We start from the raw sequence: 17929 nt of genomic DNA on the forward strand, positions 1-17929 counted from the left end.
TATATGCTGATGGGAAATAATGCCTTGCAGTATGGAATAAGAGCGGACATAAGCCAGCCCGCTTTTACACATTTTTGCATTACTTCCATAACGCATGCTTAGCACGATAGCAGTCTACCCACATCGCCGTGGCGCCACAAACCGCAACCGGCATAATGAACAGATTGAGTACCGGGATCATGGTGAACAGACTGGTCAACGCGCCAAACTGCATATTGGTCACCTTACGCGTGCGCAGCGCGACGCGCATCTCCTTAAAAGGCACCTTGTGGTTATCAAACGGATAATCACAGTACTGAATGGCCAACATCCACGCGCTGAACAGGAACCACAGCACCGGGGCCACGGTCTGTCCAATGCCCGGAATAAAATAGAGGATCAGCAACACGAAGGCGCGCGGGAGATACCACGCCAGCTTTTGCCATTCACGTTTCATAATGCGAGGAACGTCTTTCATGATGCCGAGAACGCCAGTGTCGGGTGGCGTTGCGCCCGTTAAGCGCGCTTCAAGTTGCTCCGCCAACAAACCGTTAAACGGTGCAGCAATCCAGTTGGCGACGGTGGAGAACAGGTAGCCGAACACTAACAGTACGGAAATGGTAACGATCGGCCACAGCAAATAGCTGAGCCATTGAAGCCAGTCAGGTACGTGGCTCATCAGCGCAGGGATCCAGCTATCGAGTTGGCTAAATAACCACCAGAATGCGCCGCCCATCAACAGGATATTCACCAGTAAAGGCAGAATAACAAAACGACGAATGCCCGGTTGGGAGATGAGCTTCCATCCCTGAGAAAAGTAATAAAGGCCGCTGCGAGGTACAACTGCAGATGATGAAACCATGGTCAGGACATACTCCTTGTTATATAAGCTCTGGTAAACCTGGCGTATCTTACCGGGTTGTTGAGCGTTAAGCTGTTCGGAAATGTTCGAAAAAACAGCAAAAAGCACAATTTTGTTCATCTTTATGCCGTGAAAGCCAAGAGTGCACTTGCACTTGGCGTAATCGACAAATACTCTTAGTGAGTAAATGTTTGCCGTGGTGGCAAGGTGTTAGAACAACAGAGAATATAATGATGCAGGATTTGCGTCTGATATTAATCATTGTTGGCGCGATCGCCATAATCGCTTTACTGGTACATGGTTTTTGGACTAGCCGTAAAGAGCGGTCTTCTATATTCCGCGATCGCCCACTGAAACGCATGAAGTCTAAACGTGAAGACGAGGATTCGTTCGACGACAACGTCGAGGAAGACGAAGGCGTGGGCGAAGTTCGCGTTCATCGTGTGAATCATGCTCCCGGTAACGCGCAGGAACATGGTGTTCCTCCTCAGTCGCCGCAACACCAGTACCAGCCGCCTCAGCCTGTTCAACCGCAGCCGCCTGTGCAACATCAGCCTGTTCAGCCGCAACCGGTGCAACAGCCGGTACAGCATCAGCCCGTTGCTCCGCAGGTTCAGCAGCCCGTGCAGCAGGCACCGCAGCCTGCGCCGCAGACCTTCCAGCCAGCAGAGCCTGTCGTTGAACACCAACCGCAGCCTGAGCCGGTCGTTGAAGAAGCGCCTGTTGCCGAAAAACCGCAGCGTAAAGAAGCGGTCATTATTATGAACGTCGCGGCTCACCATGGCAGCGAGCTCAACGGTGATGTGCTGCTCAACAGCATTCAGCAAGCCGGTTTTAAATTTGGCGATATGAATATTTTCCATCGTCATCTGAGCCCGGATGGCAGCGGTCCGTCGCTGTTCAGTCTTGCCAACATGGTTAATCCTGGTACCTTTGACCCGGAGATGACGGGCGACTTCAGTACGCCTGGCGTGACTATTTTTATGCAGGTTCCGTCCTATGGGGACGAGCTGCAAAACTTTAAGCTGATGCTGCAGTCCGCGCAGCACATTGCTGATGAAGTTGGCGGTGTGGTGCTCGACGATCAACGTCGTATGATGACGCCGCAGAAACTGCGCGAATATCAGGACCGCATCCGCGAAGTTAAAGAATCTCACGCCTGATTTTCTTCTGGCGTGACATTTCCTTGCTAAACCCCCGCCTGTCGGGGGTTTTTTATCATTGATGGTGCGATATGGAATCAATCGAACAACAACTGACAGAACTGCGAACCACGCTTCGCCATCATGAGTATCTCTACCATGTGATGGACGCGCCGGAAATTCCCGATGCGGAATATGATCGCCTGATGCGAGAACTGCGCGAGCTGGAAGCGCAGCATCCGGACCTTGTTACCCCCGACTCGCCAACCCAACGCGTTGGCGCCGCGCCGTTGTCGGCGTTCAGCCAGATTCGCCATGAAGTGCCGATGCTATCGCTGGATAACGTGTTTGATGAGGAGAGTTTTCTCGCCTTCAACAAGCGCGTGCAGGACCGACTGAAGAGCACCGATAAGCTGACCTGGTGCTGTGAACTGAAACTGGACGGCCTGGCGGTCAGTATCCTGTATGAAAACGGCGTGCTGGTCAGCGCCGCAACGCGCGGTGATGGCACCACGGGGGAGGATATTACCTCTAACGTGCGCACTATCCGCGCGATCCCGTTAAAACTGCATGGCGATAATATTCCCACGCGTCTGGAAGTGCGCGGGGAAGTGTTCCTGCCACAGGCCGGATTTGAAAAAATTAATGAAGAAGCCCGCCGCACCGGCAATAAAGTATTTGCTAATCCGCGCAACGCCGCCGCCGGGTCATTACGCCAGCTTGATCCCCGTATCACGGCGAAGCGACCGCTTACTTTCTTCTGCTATGGCGTTGGTGTGCTGGAAGGCGGCGCGCTGCCTGATACTCACCTCGGCCGTTTGCTGCAATTTAAAGAGTGGGGACTGCCGGTAAGCGACAGGGTAGCGCTGTGTGACTCGCCGGAGGAAGTACTCGCTTACTATCATAAGGTTGAAGAAGACCGACCGACGTTGGGCTTCGATATCGACGGCGTGGTGATTAAAGTCAACTCTATGGCGTTGCAGGAGCAACTGGGCTTTGTCGCTCGCGCGCCGCGCTGGGCGGTGGCCTTTAAGTTTCCGGCGCAGGAGCAGATGACCTTTGTTCGCGATGTTGAGTTTCAGGTCGGACGTACCGGGGCGATTACGCCCGTTGCTCGCCTTGAACCGGTTCAGGTTGCCGGGGTTCTGGTCAGTAACGCCACTCTGCATAATGCCGATGAAATCGATCGTCTGGGGTTGCGTATTGGCGATAAAGTCGTTATTCGCCGGGCGGGCGATGTAATCCCGCAGGTGGTCAACGTGGTGCTTTCCGAGCGTCCGGAAGAGACGCGTGAAATCGTGTTTCCACAGCACTGTCCGGTGTGTGGGTCTGATGTTGAACGTGTGGAAGGCGAAGCGGTCGCTCGCTGTACCGGCGGCCTGATTTGCGGCGCCCAGCGTAAGGAATCGTTGAAACACTTTGTTTCCCGCCGCGCGCTCGATGTTGCCGGTATGGGCGACAAAATTATCGATCAACTGGTGGAGAAAGAGTATGTCCATACGCCAGCAGATCTCTTCACCCTGACGGCAGGCAAGCTCACCGGACTCGATCGAATGGGGCCAAAGTCGGCGCAAAACGTGGTGAATGCGCTGGAAAAAGCGAAAGAAACGACGTTTGCCCGTTTCCTCTACGCGCTGGGCATTCGTGAAGTCGGCGAGGCCACTGCCGCAGGTCTGGCGGCGTATTTCGGCACTCTGGATGCGCTGGAAGCGGCCTCTGTTGAAGAGCTGCAAAAAGTGCCGGATGTTGGCATTGTGGTGGCGACGCACGTGTTTAATTTCTTTGCCGAAGAGAGCAACCGCGAGGTGATAGGCCAGTTGCTGGCGCAGGGCATTCGCTGGCCCGCGCCGATGGTTATCAACGCTGAGGAAATCGACAGCCCGTTTGCTGGCAAAACGGTGGTGCTGACCGGAAGCCTGAGCCTAATGTCGCGTGATGACGCCAAAGCACGATTAACCGAACTGGGCGCAAAAGTGGCCGGTAGCGTGTCGAAGAAAACCGATCTGGTGATTGCCGGCGAAGCGGCGGGTTCGAAACTGGCAAAAGCGCAGGAACTGGGTATTACCGTGATTGATGAAGCTGAAATGATCCGCTTACTGGGTGCCTGAGATGGAAAAAGAGCAGCTGGTTGAAATCGCCAACACCGTGATGCCCTTCGGTAAATATAAGGGGCGTCGGCTGATTGATGTCCCGGAAGAGTATCTGCTGTGGTTTGCCCGTAAGGATGAATTCCCGGCGGGTAAACTTGGCGAGCTGATGCAAATCACGCTGCTGATTAAAACTGAGGGGCTGACGCAACTGGTGCAGCCCCTGAAACGCCCGCTTTAAGCCTTTGCGGCGCGGCTTTTCTGTTGCGCCTGCAATGCGTCCGTCTGTTGCTTGTAGCGACGGGCCAGCACGGCGCAGACCATCAGCTGAATTTGATGGAAGATCATCAAAGGCAGCACCATCATGCCAATCACCGAAGTCGGAAACAGAATATTTGCCATTGGGATCCCATTCGCCAGGCTCTTTTTCGAACCGCAGAAGACAATGGTGATTTCATCGGCTTTATTGAAGCCGCATTTCCGGGCAACAAAGACGTTTATGCCAATCACAATGGCCAGCAGAACGATGCTGACCACGCAGATAAACAGCAGTGAGCCGATTCCCACTTTGTGCCAGATCCCGTTAACCACGGCTTCGCTAAAGGCAGAGTACACCACCAGTAAAATGGAGGATTGGTCCGTTTTGGCGATCCACTTTTTATGTCGTGATACCCAGTTACCAATCCATGGACGTGAAAGATGTCCCAACACGAATGGCAGCAGCAGTTGCAGCATAATTTTCCCCACCTGCTCCAGGCTGCCTTCCGCGCCGTGCATATTCATCACCAGGCCTACCAGCAGCGGTGAAAGGAAAATACCCAGCAGGCTGGAGGCCGAAGCGGAGCACACGGCGGCGGCGACGTTACCTCCCGCCAGCGATGTAAAGGCGATGGCCGACTGCACCGTGGCCGGCAAAATACACAGATACAGGAAACCGGTATACAGCATCGGGTCAACATTAACCGGTGCCCACCATGCGAACAGAACACCCAATACCGGGAAGACGACGAAAGTGCTGCACATGACCCACAGATGCAAACACCAATGGCTACCGCCGGCAATAATGGCCTCACGCGACAGCTTTGCCCCGTGCATAAAAAACAGCAGGGCAATGGCGGCGGTGGTTAAGCCTTCAAAAAAAGGGACAAAACCGCCCTCGGCCGGGAAAAAGGAAGCCAGTAAAACGACGGTAATTAGCGTTATCGTGAACGGATCAAGAATACGAAATAGTTTCATAAAAGCTCCTGAAATTCGGTAGGAACATTTTGCGTTTTTCCGTTTGAGAAATAAAATTGATTTATTGCATCCATATATGAATCGAATAGATGAATTACTCTCTGCGTCAGCTCCGTATCTTTGTTACCGTCGCTCAGGCTAAAAGTTTTAGCCGGGCAGGGGATATCATTGGCTTAAGCCAGTCGGCGGTCAGCCATAGCGTTAAAGAGCTGGAAGGGCAGACGGGCGTCCGGTTATTAGATAGAACAACACGAGAAGTGGTACTGACAGAAGCCGGGCATCAGTTGGCGGCGCGACTGGAGCGTATTCTGGATGAACTGCACAGCACCCTGCGTGAAGCAGGCCAGGTGGGGACGCAGTTAACCGGAACGGTGCGCGTTGCCGCCAGCCAGACGATCTCCGCACACCTGATTCCACAGTGTATTGCCCAGAGTAATCAGCTTTATCCTGCGATCGATTTTGTGCTGCATGACAGGCCACAGCAGTGGGTGCTGGAAAGCATTCGCCAGGGAGAAGTCGATTTTGGCATTGTGATTGATCCTGGTGCTGTGACCGATCTGCAGTGTGAAGCCGTACTGTCCGAACCTTTTCTGTTGTTGTGTCGGCAGGATCATCCGTTAGCCCAGCGGGAATGGGTCAACTGGCAGGATCTCTATCATGAGCGTCTGGTGCTACAGGATTACGCTTCCGGCAGTCGACCGCTGATCGATGCGGCGCTGGCCCACTTTTCGATTGATGCCAATATTGTTCAGGAGATTGGTCACCCGGCCACGTTGTTTCCGATGGTAGAGGCGGGCATTGGTATCAGCGTACTGCCCGCGCTGGCGCTCCCCTTACCGCAGGGTAGCCATTTACAGGTTAAGCGTCTGACGCCGGTGGTTGAACGACAATTGATGCTGGCGCGACGTAAAAACCGTTCTTTATCTACCGCGGCTCAGGCGTTGTGGGACGTGGTGCGCATGCAGGCCAGTGAGTTAACTGCTGGTCGCGCAAGCGATCCGCTGTATAAGATATAAACCGCCCCATGCCATTTCTGGCAGAAAAATAATGTGAATTCAAACCAGTTTAGCGTACCTCATCGATACCGATTTACTATCGCTTGTCGGGATAAACGGTATTGGTAATCGATTGCGTAGTCCCGCTATAACAGTGTGGTACGCGACGTTATTTTCGATTACTCAGTATTAAGGATATCTCATGAGCCACTCTCTTTTCTCGCAAAATCCCTGGTACAGCGCCGATATTATTCGTGGCTATAAGCCGGATTTCACTCCACGCGTCGCTTTTATTCTTGGCTCAGGCCTGGGCGCGTTGGCGGATCAAATTGAGGATGCGGTGGCCATTTCTTACGAGAAACTTCCCGGGTTCCCGGTGAGCACCGTTCACGGTCATGCTGGTGAACTGGTGTTGGGAAATCTGGCAGGTATTCCGGTGGCCTGTATGAAAGGGCGTGGACATTTCTATGAAGGGCGCGGTATGACGGTGATGACCGATGCCATTCGCACACTGAAGCTGCTGGGCTGTGAACTGTTATTTTGTACCAACGCCGCAGGCTCCCTCCGCCCTGAAGTTGGGCCGGGTAGTCTGGTTGCGCTTAGCGATCACATCAATACGATGCCAGGTACACCGATGGTGGGACTTAACGATGAGCGTTTTGGCGAGCGATTCTTTTCGCTGGCGAATGCCTATGATGCTGACTATCGTGCAATCCTGCAAACCGTTGCCGCAGAAGAAGGTTTCCCGCTGAGCGAAGGCGTATTTGTCTCTTATCCGGGACCAAACTTTGAAACCGCGGCAGAAATTCGCATGATGCAAATCATTGGTGGCGATGTCGTGGGGATGTCGGTGGTGCCTGAAGTTATCTCTGCCCGCCATTGCGGTCTGAAAGTGGTTGCGGTCGCAGCTATCACTAACCTGGCGGAAGGTTTGGGCGATGTGAAATTATCTCACGCGCAGACGCTGGCGGCAGCGGAACTCTCCCGGCAGAACTTTATCAATCTGATCTGCGGCTTTTTGCGCAAACTGGCCTGAATAATTAAAAATTGACCCCGCTTGCGGGGTCTTACTTTTTTGGCAAGGAACGGAAAAATGGGTATCGCATCTCGCTTAAAGCTCATGTCGTTTTTGCAATATTTCATCTGGGGGAGCTGGCTGGTTACCCTGGGTTCTTACATGATTAATACCCTGGATTTTACCGGCGCGAATGTGGGTATGGTCTACAGTTCGAAAGGGCTGGCAGCGATTATCATGCCGGGCATAATGGGGATCATTGCCGATAAATGGCTACGCGCCGAACGCGCCTACATGCTTTGCCATCTTGTCTGCGCGGGTGTGTTGCTATATGCCACTACCGTTACCGATCCGCAGACCATGTTCTGGGTGATGTTGGTTAACGCGATGGCATATATGCCGACGATTGCGTTATCGAACAGTGTTTCCTACTCGTGTCTGGCGCAATCGGGTCAGGACCCGGTCACCGCTTTTCCACCCATTCGCGTGTTTGGCACTATCGGCTTTATCGTGGCCATGTGGACGGTGAGTCTGATGGGACTGGAACTGAGCAGTGCGCAACTGTATATCGCTTCTGGCGCATCGTTGCTGCTGGCTCTGTATGCGCTGACGTTGCCGAAAATTCCGGTTGCCGAGAAGAAAGCGAACACAACGCTTGCCAGCAAGCTTGGGCTGGATGCTTTTGTCTTGTTTAAAAATCCACGTATGGCAATCTTCTTTTTGTTTGCGATGATGTTGGGGGCGGTACTGCAAATTACTAATGTCTTTGGCAATCCGTTCCTGCATGATTTTGCCCGTAATCCTGAGTTTGCCGACAGTTTTGTGGTGAAGTATCCCTCTATCTTGTTTTCAATTTCACAGATGGCGGAAGTGGGCTTTATCCTGACTATCCCGTTCTTCCTCAAACGCTTTGGTATTAAAACGGTAATGCTGATGAGCATGCTGGCGTGGACGCTGCGCTTTGGTTTTTTTGCCTTTGGCGATCCGTCCCCGGTCGGCTTTGTGATGCTGCTGATGTCGATGATTGTCTATGGTTGCGCGTTTGATTTCTTCAATATTTCAGGATCGGTGTTTGTAGAGCAGGAAGTGAGTTCTAACATTCGCGCCAGTGCGCAGGGGCTGTTTATGACGATGGTCAATGGCGTGGGCGCTTGGGTTGGCTCAATCCTCAGCGGGATGGCGGTAGATTACTTCTCTGTCGATGGCGTTAAGGACTGGCAGACTATCTGGTTAGTCTTTGCCGCGTATGCGTTAGCGCTTGCGGTTATCTTTGCGTTGTTCTTCAAATATAAACATGACCCTGAACGACGGGTGCAGAAATCACTGGCACATTAACGGCGGGGCCTGCTACCCGCTGTTTCATGTTCTGTGCTGCGATGTGGTAACTTTGCGCATTATCTTTTGTCCTCAGGAGCGCATTATCCATGGAACGCACGCACCGTATCGATCTGAAGTTACTGCGTTATTTTCTTGCTGTCGCAGAAGAACTGCATTTTGGACGCGCTGCTGCTCGCCTGAATATGTCGCAACCGCCGCTCAGTACGCATATTAAAGAGCTGGAACAACAACTCGGCACTTTGCTGTTTATCCGACATTCCCGCAGTGTAGCCTTAACACATGCCGGAAAAATTTTGATGGAAGAGTCGCGCCGATTGCTATCCAGTGCGAATCAGGCGCTGGCGAGGGTAGAGCAAATTGGTCGCGGCGACGCAGGGCGGATTGAGCTGGGTGTTATCGGTACGGCGATGTGGGGAAAAATGCGTCCAGTGATGCGGCGTTTCTTAAAAGATAACCCTAACGTTGAGGTGCTGTTTCGCGAGAATATGCCTGCCATGCAGATGACGATGCTGGAGCGACGTGAGCTGGATGCAGGAATTTGGCGGATGGCGACAGAACCTTCGCCTGGATTCACCAGCCTGCGTTTGCACGAATCCTCTTTTCTGGTGGCGATGCCAGAAGAGCACCCCCTGGCAGAACTTGCCGCGATACCATTGGAAGCGTTGCGGAACGAATATTTTGTCACAATGCCGTCCATTCATACCGACTGGGCATTTTTACAGCGCGTTTGCCTAAGCGCCGGATTTTCACCAATGATTATTCGCGAGGTGAAGGAGCCGCAAACGGTGTTGGCGATGATCAGTATGGGAGTTGGAATTACGTTGATTGCAGACAGTTATGCGCAAATGAGCTGGCCGGGTGTGGTGTTCCGTCCGTTAGAGGAACGTATTCCGGCGGATTTGTATATTGTGTATGACCAGCAGCAGGCAACGTCCGCGCTGGAGAAACTGGTGGCGGCGTTGATGGTATGATGTCTGCGCCGGATGGCGACTAAACGTCTTATCCGGCCTACGCGTGCGGTATTGCCTGTAGGCCTGATAAGCGCAGCGCATCAGGCAAGCAGATTCGAATCTTCCATATCGCAGATAGCAAAAAGACGCCGCCAGCGCACTCTTTTACATTGGTGGGTCGTGCAGGATGACTCGTTTCGCTCGCCCTTCGGGCCGTCGCCGTAAACGGCTCCGTTGTCTCACTACGTTCGACCCGAACCTGCTGCAGGTTCGAATCGTTGAATTTTGTGCATAGCAAAAAGGCGCCTTTAGGGCGCCTTTTTACATTGGTGGGTCGTGCAGGATGACTCGCTTCGCTCGCCCTTCGGGTCGTCGCCGTAAACGGCTCCGTTGTCTCACTACGTTCGACCCGAACCTGCTGCAGGTTCGAATCGTTGAATTTTGCGCATAGCAAAAAGGCGCCTTTAGGGCGCCTTTTTACATTGGTGGGTCGTGCAGGATTCGAACCTGCGACCAATTGATTAAAAGTCAACTGCTCTACCAACTGAGCTAACGACCCGAAGTGGTGGGTGATGACGGGATCGAACCGCCGACCCCCTCCTTGTAAGGGAGGTGCTCTCCCAGCTGAGCTAATCACCCACTTCGGTACTTCATATTTTAACAAGAAATCCAGCTGGCGAGAAAGTGGTGGGTGATGACGGGATCGAACCGCCGACCCCCTCCTTGTAAGGGAGGTGCTCTCCCAGCTGAGCTAATCACCCACTTCTCAATTTCTTGTTTTACACGGCGGAGACTACATAAAGTAGTTGGTGGGTGATGACGGGTTCGAACCGCCGACCCCCTCCTTGTAAGGGAGGTGCTCTCCCAGCTGAGCTAATCACCCCCGCTGTGTGGAGTCGCATTATAGGGAGAGTTGAAAATGAGTCAACGCATTTTCTAAAGAAATTGTTCGTTCGTCGTAAATTTAAACAAAACGATCGCAAAACAATCCATTCAGCATGATTTGTATACGAAAATGGCAAAGCGTGATGTTCCAACCCGATCAACATTGAGGAATCAGACCACAGTGATAGAATACGAGCCTGATAATCTTCCCTGGATTTGCCGGTTGTCGGCATCTTTATAAACGTAAGGCCATTTCATGAAAATCAAAACTCGCTTCGCGCCAAGCCCGACAGGTTACCTGCACGTCGGCGGTGCGCGTACTGCTCTTTATTCCTGGCTTTTTGCACGTAACCATGGCGGTGAGTTTGTGCTGCGTATTGAAGACACCGATCTCGAACGCTCCACGCCGGAAGCTATTGAAGCCATTATGGATGGTATGAACTGGCTGAATCTGGAATGGGATGAAGGCCCGTACTTCCAGACCAAACGTTTTGATCGCTACAACGCTGTTATTGATGAAATGCTGGAAGCAGGCACCGCATATAAGTGCTACTGCTCCAAAGAGCGTCTGGATGCGCTGCGCGAAGAGCAGATGGCGAACGGTGAGAAGCCGCGTTACGACGGCCGCTGCCGCCACGGTCATGAGCACCATGCCGCCGATGAACCGTGCGTGGTGCGTTTTGCCAACCCGCAGGACGGTTCCGTTATTTTTGACGATCAGATCCGTGGGCCGATCGAATTCAGCAACCAGGAGCTGGACGATCTGATCATCCGCCGTACCGACGGCTCCCCAACCTACAACTTCTGCGTGGTTGTCGATGACTGGGATATGGAAATCACTCACGTTATTCGTGGCGAAGACCATATCAACAACACCCCGCGTCAGATCAATATCCTGAAAGCGCTGAATGCGCCGGTGCCGGTTTACGCGCACGTGTCGATGATCAACGGCGACGACGGTAAAAAACTCTCTAAACGTCACGGTGCGGTCAGCGTGATGCAATACCGCGATGACGGCTATCTGCCGGAAGCGCTGCTGAACTATCTGGTGCGCCTGGGCTGGTCCAGCGGCGATCAGGAAATCTTCACCCGTGAAGAGATGATTAAACTGTTCTCCCTCGGTGCGGTGAGCAAGTCTGCGAGCGCGTTCAACACTGAAAAATTGCAGTGGCTGAACCATCACTACATTAATGCGCTGGCACCGGAATATGTGGCAACGCATCTGCAGTGGCACATTGAGCAGGAAAATATCGATACTCGCGTTGGGCCTCAACTTTCTGAGCTGGTGAAACTGCTGGGCGAGCGTTGCAAGACGCTGAAAGAGATGGCGCAGAGCTGCCGCTACTTCTATGAAGACTTTGCTGAGTTCGACGCTGACGCGGCGAAGAAACACCTGCGTCCGGTTGCGCGTCAGCCGCTGGAAGTGGTTCGCGACAAACTGGCCGCCATTACCGAATGGACGGCAGAAAACGTCCACCACGCGATTCAGGCAACCGCTGATGAGCTGGAAGTGGGCATGGGTAAAGTTGGGATGCCGCTGCGCGTCGCGGTAACCGGCGCGGGTCAGTCCCCGGCGTTAGACGTCACGGTGCATGCGATTGGAAAATCCCGCAGCGTTGAGCGTATTAACAAAGCACTGGCGTTTATTGCAGAGCGTGAAAGTCAGCAGTAATTCTGGCTGATTAATGACACAACGGCAGGATGCGCTCCTGCCGTTTTTTTACCTGTTATTCAGACTCATCAATGCCCAGACGAATAAGGAAATTACGAATCCCTTCGCGCGAGAGATACATCGCCAGCTTTTCTTGTTCCGTTGGCGACATATTGTCCAGTGCGCTGATTATCTGGCGACAGGCATGGCTGCGCACTACATGGGTGTATTCTGCCAGCGGTTCTTCAGCCTGATAAAACTCAGGAGCTTTGCGAAAAGCGGGAACGTTGAGCAGAAACGTGCGGACACCGGAGTCAATATGAATAAGTCTTGCACGACCGCCTTTAACGCCGGGAAATTTTTCGGTGGTCCAGTTTTGCTCTCTGATCCAACGATTGACGGTTTGTTTGGCTACCCCGAGACATTCCGCCAGCTCTTCGGTCGTCATTTTGCTGCGTAATTTTTTCATATTATTTGTTTTCGCGGATCCCTAAGCGTTGTAATAAACCCGTAATGCCTTCACGCAGGATCAATGACGTAAACATTTTCTGTTCTGATGGCGTCATCTCTTTGGCGAGTCTAATCAGCAGCGCCTCAATCGAAGTATCACCGGATAACGATAAGTTATCTGATAAACCTTCGGCTGAACGTTCAGCGCTGCGAATGTATTCACGAACTTGTTCGGTGACGTGAACCAGACGGGCTTTACCGCCCTGAACGCCTGGTTTTGGTGATGTAGCCCAACCTTCCTTGCGCACCCATTTATTGATGGTCTGTCGGCTGTATCCGGTCAGATTAGCAAGCTCTTCTGGCGTCATCCGTTCCTTGAACATAACGATTCCCTGAGTAGTCGTGGGGTTAATTAGTGGCTCATTTTATAGCACCATTTTAGTAGAAACCGTGACGCGTTTAACTACTGAATGCGAGTTGTTACGCAATGTTCTTCATTTGACTGCTTTTTCAGCGATTGAATTCTATGAGTTAATTTTGCCGTTGACACACGCGAAGGGAATTCATATGATGCCGCCCGTCAACTCGACAAGCTTTACGTGACGGGGCTATAGCTCAGCTGGGAGAGCGCTTGCATGGCATGCAAGAGGTCAGCGGTTCGATCCCGCTTAGCTCCACCAAATTTAATCCCAATAAATTTGGTCTGTACGTAAAAGCATCGTGGGGCTATAGCTCAGCTGGGAGAGCGCTTGCATGGCATGCAAGAGGTCAGCGGTTCGATCCCGCTTAGCTCCACCAAAATTTAAACCCTCGCTGAAAAGCGGGGGTTTTTTGTTTTTACATCCTGTCAGTTCTCACCTTATATTTCTTTGGTTTGCTGAATAACACGCATAAAAAAACCGGGGAGAAAAACCTCCCCGGTCTTAACACGACAATGTTGTCTTAGGCTTACAGCACCAGTGCTGCGATGGATGCAGACAGTACGCTCACCAGCGTAGAGCCGTACACCAGCTTCAGACCAAAGCGGGAAACCACGTTACCTTGTTCTTCGTTCAGGCCTTTAATCGCGCCGGCGATAATCCCGATGGAAGAGAAGTTAGCGAAGGAGACCAGGAACACAGAGATGATGCCTTCAGCGCGTGGAGAGAGCGTAGAGGCGATTTTCTGCAGATCCATCATCGCGACGAATTCGTTAGAAACCAGTTTGGTTGCCATGATACTGCCCACCTGCAACGCTTCGCTGGACGGTACACCCATTACCCATGCAACCGGGTAGAAGATGTAGCCCAGGATGCCCTGGAAGGAGATGCTGTAGCCAAACCAACCGGTCACGGTAGCGAACAGGGCGTTCAGGGCGGCGATCAGCGCGATGAAACCAATCAGCATGGCTGCAACGATAATTGCCACTTTGAAACCTGCCAGGATGTATTCACCCAGCATTTCGAAGAAACTCTGGCCTTCGTGCAGGTTAGACATCTGAATGTTTTCTTCGCTGGCATCAACGGTGTAGGGGTTGATCAGCGACAATACGATAAAGGTGCTGAACATGTTCAGAACCAGCGCAGCAACCACGTACTTCGGCTCCAGCATGGTCATATATGCGCCGACGATAGACATGGAAACCGTCGACATCGCTGTTGCAGCCATGGTGTACATACGGTTGCGGGACATTTTGCCGAGAATATCTTTATAGGCGATAAAGTTCTCGGACTGACCCAGGATCAGGGAGCTGACGGCGTTAAAGGATTCCAGCTTACCCATACCGTTGACTTTAGATAACAGGAAACCAATCGCGCGGATGACAATTGGCAGAACGCGGATATGCTGCAAAATACCAATCAGCGCGGAAATGAAGACGATCGGGCAAAGCACTTTCAGGAAGAAGAATGCCAGGCCTTTGTCGTTCATGCTGCCGAAGACAAAGTTTGTCCCTTCATTAGCGAATCCGAGCAGTTTCTCAAACATCTCGGAGAAGCCTCTCACGAAGCCCAGACCGACATCAGAGTTCAGGAAGAACCATGCCAGTAACACTTCAATAACAAGCAGTTGAATAACATAACGAATGCGGATTTTTTTACGGTCACTGCTTACCAGCAGTGCGAGTACCGCAACCACGGCAAGGGCCAGGACAAAATGAAGAACGCGGTCCATATTTGCTCCAAATATGAGGCAGGTTTAGTTTTCGTGCACATTCTATGTAACAACCATAAAGAAAACGAGATCAAACACACACTATAATAAGGACCTGTGACGAGATTCAAAATTAGTGATCGGCGATACACTTCTGTTATGTTGAGTAGGGAAGTGAAAAGTTATGTCATTGTGCTAATCTAATAACAATAATTAAACATCTCACCGGTATTTCCAGAATCTTTATCGATCCATAGACAATCGCTATCAGAGAAATCAACTTCACCCATTAAAATGAATTTGATAATCATTCTCAATGGGCGTAGCTTGAAACATAGCAAAGGCTATGTTTCTGGGGCACTAAAATGACGAACGATCGCGTTGAGAGTAGCAGTGGACGGGCAGCGCGCAAGTTGAAGCTCGCATTAATGGGACCTGCGTTCATCGCGGCGATCGGTTATATCGATCCAGGTAACTTTGCCACCAATATCCAGGCAGGGGCCAGCTTTGGTTATAAATTGCTGTGGGTGGTGGTCTGGGCAAACCTGATGGCGATGCTGATTCAGGTGCTGTCGGCAAAACTGGGTATTGCCACCGGTAAAAACCTGGCGGAGCAAATTCGCGATCATTATCCTCGCCCGGTGGTGTGGTTTTACTGGGTGCAGGCTGAAATTATCGCCATGGCGACCGACCTTGCTGAGTTTATTGGCGCTGCGATTGGTTTCAAACTGATCCTGGGCGTTTCGTTATTGCAGGGGGCCGTGCTTACCGGCATCGCGACATTTTTAATTTTGATGCTGCAGCGCCGCGGGCAAAAGCCGCTGGAAAAAGTCATTGGCGGCCTGCTGCTGTTTGTGGCCGCGGCTTACATTGTGGAACTGATCTTTTCCCAACCGAACTTTGCGCAGCTTAGCAAGGGGATGATTATTCCCAGCCTGCCCAATTCGGAGGCTGTGTTCCTGGCCGCAGGCGTACTTGGCGCGACCATCATGCCGCACGTCATTTATCTGCACTCTTCCTTAACCCAGCATCTGCACGGCGGAACGCGCCAACAGCGCTATACGGCCACCAAATGGGATGTGGCTATCGCCATGACGATTGCCGGATTTGTCAATCTGGCGATGATGGCGACAGCTGCCGCCGCATTTCATTTTAGCGGGCATACCGGTATCGCCGATCTCGATCAAGCGTACCTGACCCTTGAACCGCTGTTGAGCCATGCGGCGGCGACGGTGTTTGGTTTAAGCCTGGTGGCAGCGGGACTGTCTTCTACTGTGGTCGGCACGCTGGCGGGGCAGGTGGTGATGCAGGGATTCATCCGCTTTCATATCCCATTATGGGTACGTCGCACCGTCACTATGATGCCATCATTTATTGTGATTCTGATGGGGCTGGATCCGACCCGTATTCTGGTGATGAGCCAGGTGTTGCTCAGTTTCGGGATTGCCCTTGCGCTGGTGCCGCTACTGATCTTTACCAGCAACGGCACATTGATGGGGGATTTGGTTAACACCGCCTGGGTCAAATACATTGGCTGGATGATTGTGGTGTTAGTGGTCGCGCTCAATATCTGGTTACTGGTGGGAACCGCGCTGGGTTTGTAAAAACAAAAGAGCCCGCAGGCTCTTTTGTTACATTAATGATGATGTTTGTGACCGCGCCCGCGACCGCGATGGTCGTCACGGTCATTCCAGCCTTCGCGATAGCCGCGCTCATAAGCTTTACGTTTATCCCAGCCACGATGATAGCCGTTGTCATGACGCCACCAACGATTTTTGCGCCACTCATAGTTATGATGCCAGTAATCCCGGTCGCGCCAGCGGCCGCCATCCCAGTAGTTACCGTAATTATCGCGATCGCCAATTTGCAATTTTATTGATGGCAGCAGGGTGATTTCGCCAGCGTTCGCGGCCAGCGGGGTAAAAGCCAATAAGACTGCCGCCAGAATCAGTGACCTGAACATGTTTACTCTCCTTCACGATCGAGCCGTAGCCGGCCTGTTAACGTAATATTACGGGGCAGTAAAGCCCCGTTTCATCGCCTTAACTCTTAAATCGCGAGCGAGAGCACTTTTTGTTAATAAATGTGTCTTTATTTCAATCAGCTCAGAATGGCATCAATCTCAGCGCACTCTTCGGCAGAGAAATGCCGGTTTGCCAGCATGCCAACGGCGTCTTCAATTTGTGCGGGTTTACTGGCGCCTATCAGCACGGAGGTGACCTTGTCTTCCCGTAATACCCACGCGAGCGCCATTTGAGAAAGTTTTTGTCCCCGGCGTTCTGCGAGCGCGTTCAGCGCACGGACCTTTTCCAGTTTTTGTGGCGTTAACTGGTCCGGGTTAAGAAAACGGCTGGAGCTTGCCGCGCGCGAGTCCGCAGGAATACCGTTCAGGTAGCGGTCGGTTAATTGCCCACCCGCCAGCGGTGAGAAGGCGATACTGCCAACCCCCTTTTCCTGTAACAGCGACAGCAGGCTACTTTCGACCCAACGTTCAAACAGGGAATATTTAGGCTGGTGGATAAGGCAGGGGGTGCCTAAATCGTCGAGTATTTCAATCGCCTGCCTGGCAAGCTCAGCCGGATAGTTAGACAGCCCGACGTACAGCGCTTTCCCCTGACGGACAATATGATCCAGCGCGCGCATGGTTTCTCTGAGCGGCGTTTCTGGATCGGGCCGGTGATGATAGAAGATATCAACATACTCCAGCCCCAGACGCTTCAGGCTTTGATTGAGGCTGGCAATCAGGTACTTGCGCGATCCCCAGTCGCCGTAGGGCCCCTCCCACATGGTGTAGCCCGCTTTGGTGGAGATGATCAGCTCATCACGCCACGGTAAAAAATCTTCCTGCAGAATGCGGCCAAAATTTCGCTCCGCTGAACCCGGCGGCGGGCCATAGTTATTCGCCAGGTCAAAATGAGTAATTCCCAGATCGAATGCGCGCTGTAACAGCGCCCGACTGTTCTCTACCTGCGTGGCATCACCAAAATTATGCCACAAACCCAAAGAGACAATCGGCAACCTGAGGCCACTCTGGCCGCAGCGGCGATACTCCATTGTTTGATAGCGATTTTCATCAGCCTGATAAACCATGTAGCCTCCTGTTGGATAACGTGTGTCATTGAGTGTATACGTTTACACAAAGCAGACTGTAATGAATTTTTAATCGTCAAAACTGTACATCTTGCTTTCCACCCCCTTCACAACAACTC

At 52.2% G+C, this 17929-nt stretch carries 17 protein-coding genes, 6 tRNA genes and 2 other RNA genes; 12 read left to right on the forward strand and 13 right to left on the reverse strand.

Annotated elements, in window-relative coordinates:
• Nucleotides 1–79: 79 nt before the first annotated feature.
• Entirely contained in the window at nt 80–841 is a 762-nt protein-coding gene (gene cysZ, locus AC534G_RS07275) for a sulfate transporter CysZ (protein WP_069324501.1), read from the reverse strand.
• 230 nt (nt 842–1071) lie between these two features.
• On the opposite strand from cysZ, the gene zipA reads away from it, so the two are divergent.
• The 3 genes from zipA to AC534G_RS07290 all read left to right on the forward strand — a co-directional run bounded on the left by zipA (nt 1072) and on the right by AC534G_RS07290 (nt 4311).
• Nucleotides 1072–2004 (forward strand): cell division protein ZipA, encoded by a 933-nt coding sequence (gene zipA / locus AC534G_RS07280; protein ID WP_496594525.1) that lies wholly within the window; start codon nt 1072–1074, stop codon nt 2002–2004.
• 71 nt (nt 2005–2075) lie between these two features.
• The gene (gene ligA / locus AC534G_RS07285) at nt 2076–4091 is read left to right on the forward strand and encodes an NAD-dependent DNA ligase LigA (protein WP_110497244.1); all 2016 of its coding nucleotides are present in this window, start codon (nt 2076–2078) and stop codon (nt 4089–4091) included.
• 1 nt (nt 4092) lies between these two features.
• Nucleotides 4093–4311 (forward strand): DUF3820 family protein, encoded by a 219-nt coding sequence (locus AC534G_RS07290; RefSeq protein WP_032944144.1) that lies wholly within the window; start codon nt 4093–4095, stop codon nt 4309–4311.
• Here the strand turns inward: AC534G_RS07290 and AC534G_RS07295 are convergent.
• Complete coding sequence (locus AC534G_RS07295; RefSeq protein WP_110497246.1) at nt 4308–5306, reverse strand: bile acid:sodium symporter family protein; 999 nt, start codon at nt 5304–5306, stop codon at nt 4308–4310. The two genes, AC534G_RS07290 and AC534G_RS07295, sit on opposite strands and share 4 nt — an antisense overlap.
• An 89-nt stretch (nt 5307–5395) precedes the next feature.
• On the opposite strand from AC534G_RS07295, the gene AC534G_RS07300 reads away from it, so the two are divergent.
• From AC534G_RS07300 to AC534G_RS07315, 4 genes are all read left to right on the forward strand, one after another.
• Nucleotides 5396–6322 (forward strand): LysR family transcriptional regulator, encoded by a 927-nt coding sequence (locus tag AC534G_RS07300; protein WP_069324504.1) that lies wholly within the window; start codon nt 5396–5398, stop codon nt 6320–6322.
• Nucleotides 6323–6503: 181 nt separating this feature from the next.
• A complete protein-coding gene (xapA, locus tag AC534G_RS07305; RefSeq protein ID WP_038642464.1) occupies nt 6504–7337 on the forward strand; it encodes a xanthosine phosphorylase in 834 nt (277 codons plus the stop codon).
• Between the two features lie 57 nt (nt 7338–7394).
• Nucleotides 7395–8651 carry a nucleoside permease gene (locus AC534G_RS07310; RefSeq protein WP_496594526.1) on the forward strand — a complete coding sequence of 419 codons (1257 nt, stop codon included), beginning with the start codon at nt 7395–7397 and terminating at the stop codon, nt 8649–8651.
• An 89-nt stretch (nt 8652–8740) separates the two neighbouring features.
• Nucleotides 8741–9625, forward strand: coding sequence for a LysR family transcriptional regulator (locus tag AC534G_RS07315; protein ID WP_110497250.1), 885 nt, complete (start codon nt 8741–8743; stop codon nt 9623–9625).
• Between the two features lie 150 nt (nt 9626–9775).
• On the opposite strand, the gene AC534G_RS07320 is transcribed toward AC534G_RS07315, so the two are convergent.
• From AC534G_RS07320 to AC534G_RS07345, 6 genes are all read right to left on the reverse strand, one after another.
• Nucleotides 9776–9902: non-coding RNA, RtT sRNA (locus AC534G_RS07320), on the reverse strand.
• A gap of 29 nt (nt 9903–9931) precedes the next feature.
• Nucleotides 9932–10063: non-coding RNA, RtT sRNA (locus AC534G_RS07325), on the reverse strand.
• Between the two features lie 24 nt (nt 10064–10087).
• A tRNA-Lys gene (locus tag AC534G_RS07330) sits at nt 10088–10163 on the reverse strand.
• Between the two features lie 4 nt (nt 10164–10167).
• Nucleotides 10168–10243 (reverse strand) — tRNA-Val (locus AC534G_RS07335).
• A 46-nt stretch (nt 10244–10289) separates the two neighbouring features.
• Nucleotides 10290–10365, reverse strand: a tRNA-Val gene (locus AC534G_RS07340).
• A 46-nt stretch (nt 10366–10411) separates the two neighbouring features.
• A tRNA-Val gene (locus tag AC534G_RS07345) sits at nt 10412–10487 on the reverse strand.
• A gap of 258 nt (nt 10488–10745) precedes the next feature.
• Between AC534G_RS07345 and gltX the strand changes: the two genes are divergently transcribed.
• On the forward strand, nt 10746–12161 hold the full coding sequence (gene gltX / locus AC534G_RS07350) for a glutamate--tRNA ligase (protein WP_038642458.1): 1416 nt from the start codon (nt 10746–10748) through the stop codon (nt 12159–12161).
• Nucleotides 12162–12216: 55 nt separating this feature from the next.
• Here the strand turns inward: gltX and AC534G_RS07355 are convergent, their stop codons facing one another.
• Together AC534G_RS07355 and AC534G_RS07360 are read right to left on the reverse strand one after the other, a co-directional pair.
• Nucleotides 12217–12609 (reverse strand): MerR family transcriptional regulator, encoded by a 393-nt coding sequence (locus AC534G_RS07355; protein WP_110497252.1) that lies wholly within the window; start codon nt 12607–12609, stop codon nt 12217–12219.
• A gap of 1 nt (nt 12610) precedes the next feature.
• Nucleotides 12611–12973 carry a YfeC-like transcriptional regulator gene (locus tag AC534G_RS07360; RefSeq protein ID WP_006683575.1) on the reverse strand — a complete coding sequence of 121 codons (363 nt, stop codon included), beginning with the start codon at nt 12971–12973 and terminating at the stop codon, nt 12611–12613.
• 221 nt (nt 12974–13194) lie between these two features.
• Between AC534G_RS07360 and AC534G_RS07365 the strand changes: the two genes are divergently transcribed.
• Together AC534G_RS07365 and AC534G_RS07370 are read left to right on the forward strand one after the other, a co-directional pair.
• A tRNA-Ala gene (locus AC534G_RS07365) sits at nt 13195–13270 on the forward strand.
• Nucleotides 13271–13312: 42 nt separating this feature from the next.
• Nucleotides 13313–13388: transfer RNA gene (locus AC534G_RS07370), tRNA-Ala, on the forward strand.
• A 150-nt stretch (nt 13389–13538) separates the two neighbouring features.
• Here the strand turns inward: AC534G_RS07370 and nupC are convergent.
• Entirely contained in the window at nt 13539–14741 is a 1203-nt protein-coding gene (gene nupC, locus AC534G_RS07375; RefSeq protein WP_038642445.1) for a nucleoside permease NupC, read from the reverse strand.
• 273 nt (nt 14742–15014) lie between these two features.
• Here nupC and AC534G_RS07380 point away from each other — a divergent pair, with 273 nt between their 5' ends.
• Both AC534G_RS07380 and AC534G_RS07385 read left to right on the forward strand, forming a co-directional pair.
• On the forward strand, nt 15015–15089 hold the full coding sequence (locus AC534G_RS07380) for a hypothetical protein (protein ID WP_419866972.1): 75 nt from the start codon (nt 15015–15017) through the stop codon (nt 15087–15089).
• Nucleotides 15086–16324: an Nramp family divalent metal transporter gene (locus AC534G_RS07385; protein WP_038642443.1), complete on the forward strand. Its 1239-nt coding sequence runs from the start codon at nt 15086–15088 to the stop codon at nt 16322–16324. Before AC534G_RS07380 ends, AC534G_RS07385 begins: the two co-directional genes overlap by 4 nt.
• A 32-nt stretch (nt 16325–16356) precedes the next feature.
• Here the strand turns inward: AC534G_RS07385 and ypeC are convergent, their stop codons facing one another.
• Nucleotides 16357–16683, reverse strand: coding sequence for a DUF2502 domain-containing protein YpeC (ypeC, locus tag AC534G_RS07390; RefSeq protein ID WP_003834889.1), 327 nt, complete (start codon nt 16681–16683; stop codon nt 16357–16359).
• 137 nt (nt 16684–16820) lie between these two features.
• Nucleotides 16821–17810, reverse strand: coding sequence for an L-glyceraldehyde 3-phosphate reductase (gene mgrA, locus AC534G_RS07395; protein ID WP_110497254.1), 990 nt, complete (start codon nt 17808–17810; stop codon nt 16821–16823).
• Nucleotides 17811–17929: the final 119 nt, after the last annotated feature.

This window comes from Citrobacter sp. CRE-46 (assembly GCF_059615875.1).